The sequence below is a fragment of the Tardiphaga sp. genome (assembly GCF_044340795.1).
GTDB lineage: Bacteria > Pseudomonadota > Alphaproteobacteria > Rhizobiales > Xanthobacteraceae > Tardiphaga.
Genome location: NZ_JBIISY010000392.1, coordinates 1 through 3,647, shown reverse-complemented (window position 1 = coordinate 3,647; position 3,647 = coordinate 1). Strand labels below are relative to the sequence as shown.

The following is a 3,647-nucleotide window of genomic DNA, read 5'->3' as shown; positions in this document are numbered from 1 at the left end:
CAATCGTCAGCGCTTCGACAGCGAGACCTGCCTGAAGATGGACGCCAACAAGCCGAACTATCTCCTGCTCGGCGACAGCCATGCCGCACATCTGTGGTCTGGCCTTGCCAAGGCACTGCCCGACGTCAATCTGTTACAGGCCAGCGCCAGCATGTGCCGGCCGTTGATCCAGCCAGTGTCAGCGCTGGACAGCCGCGCCTGCCCGCGGCTGATGAACGAGGTGTTCGGCAATTTCTTGACCGGGCACAAGATCGATCGTGTGCTGCTCTCGGCGTCCTGGAAAGACGAGGATTTTACCTTGCTCGCCAGCACGCTGGATACGCTGCGCGCCCGCGGGCTGAAGGTGACCGTGCTCGGCCCGATCGTCGAATATGACGGCGCGCTGCCGCGGCTGCTGGTCAACGAAATCCTGAAGAACGACACGTCGATCGCGCGCAGCCATCGCAGCGCCGGCATCCCCGAGCGCGACAACGCCTTGCGCGACATCGCACGCGCCCATGGCGCCGATTACATCTCGGTCTATGACGCCGTGTGCCCGCAAGACCGTTGCCAGGTCTATGCGGAGCGCGACGTGCCGCTGCAATTCGATGCCGGGCATCTCACCAATGCCGGTGCTGATATCATCGGCGCGCGGATCGCAGCAGCCTTGCGCGGCGAGCGCCCGCTGTCGCATGCCGCCAGCGCAACGTCGCGGTGAGCCCTATGAAACGCCGAAGCTTCATCGCCCTGGCTGGTGCCGCCTCGCTCGGCGGGCTGATCTTCCCGTCGCGCTCTGGCGCGGCGCGGTCTGAACCCTCGATCGCAGCCCTGCCGACGGCAAAGTACGCCGGCGCCTTCGTGCTGTGGGGGGACAAAGGTCGCGAGTTCAATCTGCGCAAATGGGAGGACGACCTCAACCAGCCGCGCAGCTCGGCGCTTGCCGTGGATTACTACGGGCACGACAAGTGGTCCGACTTCGAGGACTATCGCTGGGTGCCGGCACTGTGGCAGCGCCTCAATCCGAACCGCAACGTATCGTGGTCGTTTCCGCTGACAGTGAAGGGCACGCCCCTCGCCGATGTCGCCAACGGGTTGCATGATCGCGAATTTGCAGCGGCCGCGCGGGCCATCGCGGATGCGCAGCCCCGCGCCATCATCCGCATCGGCTGGGAGATGAACAGCATCGGCACGCCGTGGTTCGCCAAGGGCCAGGAACAGGACTACATCCGCGCCTTCCGGCATGTGGTCGGCATCTTCCGGCGCACGTCGCCGCACTTCAAGTTCGACTGGTGTCCGAACTGGGGACGTCAGGAACTGCCGGCCGATTCAGTCTATCCCGGTGACGACGTGGTCGATTACATCGGCATGGATGTCTATGATTTCAAATGGCCGGGGAATGCGGAAGAGCGCTGGCGCGACCGTTATCTGAAAGCCGATTACGGTCTTGAATGGCAGCGCGATTTCGCCGCCGCCCATGGCAAGAAGATGAGCTATCCCGAATGGGGTGTCGGGCAGTTCGGCGACAATCCATATTTCGTGCAGCAAATGCACGACTGGTTCGTGCAGAACGACGCCAGCATTGCCTATGCCGCCTATTTCAATGTGGATGGCGACTGGCCGACTCAGCTCGACACCAACAATTTCCCGAACTCGGCAGCGCTGTTCAGAAAACTGTTCCGGCGCACGGATCGTTAACAGATCCTGACCGCGATGCCGCGGATTTAGCGATCCGGATTCAAGCGAATTTAGACGGAGATAGATACCAACATCACGTCGCGCGCCTATCCTGATCCGCAGGACGCGTCGCGTGTCGCATGTCTCCTTCAACCGCGAGCATCGTGTCCATCGTGATCAGGCATCCAGGCGAACGGCTTAATCAGCGCTCGGACGGCAGCGCGCGCAGCGTGCTTGTCACGGGCGGCGCCGGCTATATCGGCAGCCACATGGTGTTGTGCCTGCGCGATGCCGGCTTTCGTACGGTGGTGATCGACAATCTCTCCACCGGGCATCGCTCGGCGGTGCCGCTGGATGTGCCATTCTATCCCGGCAATTGCGGTGATGCCGAGCTCACCACGACGGTGCTGGCGAGGCACGGGATCGACACCGTGTTTCACTTTGCCGCCGATATCGTCGTGTCGGAATCCGTGAGCAATCCGCTGGGTTACTACGGCAACAATGTCGCCAATGCGCAGTCGTTGCTGGCGAGTTGTGTTCGCAGCGATGTCAGCAATTTCATCTTCTCCTCCAGCGCCGCCGTCTATGGCCAGCCGGACGTGGCCGTGATCGACGAAGACCAGCCGCGCAGCCCGATCAATCCTTACGGCCGCTCCAAGCTGATGATGGAGTGGATGCTGGAAGACACCGCGCATGCGCATCCGCTACGCTATGCGGCGTTGCGCTACTTCAACGTGGCGGGCGCCGATCCAGCCGGGCGCGCGGGACAGAGTTCGGCCAAGGCGACACATCTGATCAAGATGGCGGTGCAGGCCGCACTCGGCCGCCGCGACGGGCTTGATGTGTTCGGTACCGACTATGCGACACCGGACGGTTCGTGCGTTCGCGACTATGTGCATGTCAGCGATCTCGCGCGCGGCCATCTCGATGCGCTCGCTTGCCTCGATCGCGGCCATGGCAGCATCGCCTGCAATATCGGCTATGGCCGGGGCTACTCGGTGTTCGATGTCATCGCGGTGGTGAAGGATGTCGCGCAGGTCGATTTTCCCGTGCGCCTGAAGCCGCGTCGCGCGGGCGATCCTGCGTCGCTGGTTGCGGCCAATGCGCGCGCCCTGCGCGAGCTGCGCTGGATGCCGCAGCACGACGATCTCGCCGCCATCGTGCGCGATGCGCTCGCCTGGGAAGCGCGGCTGGAGATCGCGACTGCGACAGATAGTCCATCGCTGCTGCCGCCGGTGGTCACCGCGTCTCAAAGCGAGACAGTGCCGCTGGTCTGAGCGCGACGGTTTTCGCCGCCCGGATTGTCCCCCCGTTTACCCTGTTCCGGCTCCGCGCTGGACGGAGCAATTGATACCTATGAAAGTCGATCTAGGTATTTGTTTCGACAGTTTCGAACCTCACCGATTTCAAGCAAAGCCATCATGTCCGCGCAACGCGACCCCATCACCGAACGGCAGGGCGACGATCGCCGGCGATCCACCTTCGAGGACACGCAGAGCGCCGTGGCAGCACGCGGCGGCGATGATCGTCGCCTGAGCGGTGACCGCCGCGGCAATCCGCTGACACGCTGGCGCCGCATCTGGCTCGGCGGGCTGCAGGTCGTGGTCACCGACCGCGACGATGCGGCGAAGGTGATGGTTGACCAGGCGCTACAGCGCAAGGGCCTGTGGCGCTTCCCGGTCTATGTCACCTCCACCAATGGCGAAGTCGCCTATCGCTGCGCCACCGATGACGCGCAGAAGGATCTGTTCACCCAGGCTGACGCCATCCATGCCGACGGCATGCCGCATGTGTTCGCGTCGCATCTGGTCAGCGACACGCCGCTGCCCGAGCGGGTCGCCACCACTGACCTGTTTCACGACGTCGCCATCGAGGCCAGCGCACGCGGTGCGACTATGTACATGCTCGGCGCCACCGATGAGGTGAACCGGTTGGCCGTCAGCGCGGTGCGGCGGCAATATCCCGACCTCGACATTGTCGGCGCACGGCATGGT

The 3,647-nt window shown here is 63.5% G+C and carries 4 protein-coding genes; all 4 read left to right on the top strand.

Annotated elements, in window-relative coordinates:
• A partial coding sequence (locus ACIQ17_RS32015; RefSeq protein WP_398473571.1) for an SGNH hydrolase domain-containing protein occupies positions 1 to 697 on the top strand: 697 nt, incomplete at its 5' end.
• Between the two features lie 5 nt (positions 698 to 702).
• Complete coding sequence (locus ACIQ17_RS32010) at positions 703 to 1,674, top strand: glycoside hydrolase family 26 protein (protein ID WP_398473569.1); 972 nt, start codon at positions 703 to 705, stop codon at positions 1,672 to 1,674.
• A 119-nt stretch (positions 1,675 to 1,793) separates the two neighbouring features.
• Positions 1,794 to 2,930 (top strand): UDP-glucose 4-epimerase GalE, encoded by a 1,137-nt coding sequence (gene galE / locus ACIQ17_RS32005; RefSeq protein WP_398473568.1) that lies wholly within the window; start codon positions 1,794 to 1,796, stop codon positions 2,928 to 2,930.
• Positions 2,931 to 3,074: 144 nt separating this feature from the next.
• On the top strand, positions 3,075 to 3,647 hold a 573-nt coding region (locus ACIQ17_RS32000; RefSeq protein ID WP_398473566.1), incomplete at its 3' end, for a WecB/TagA/CpsF family glycosyltransferase.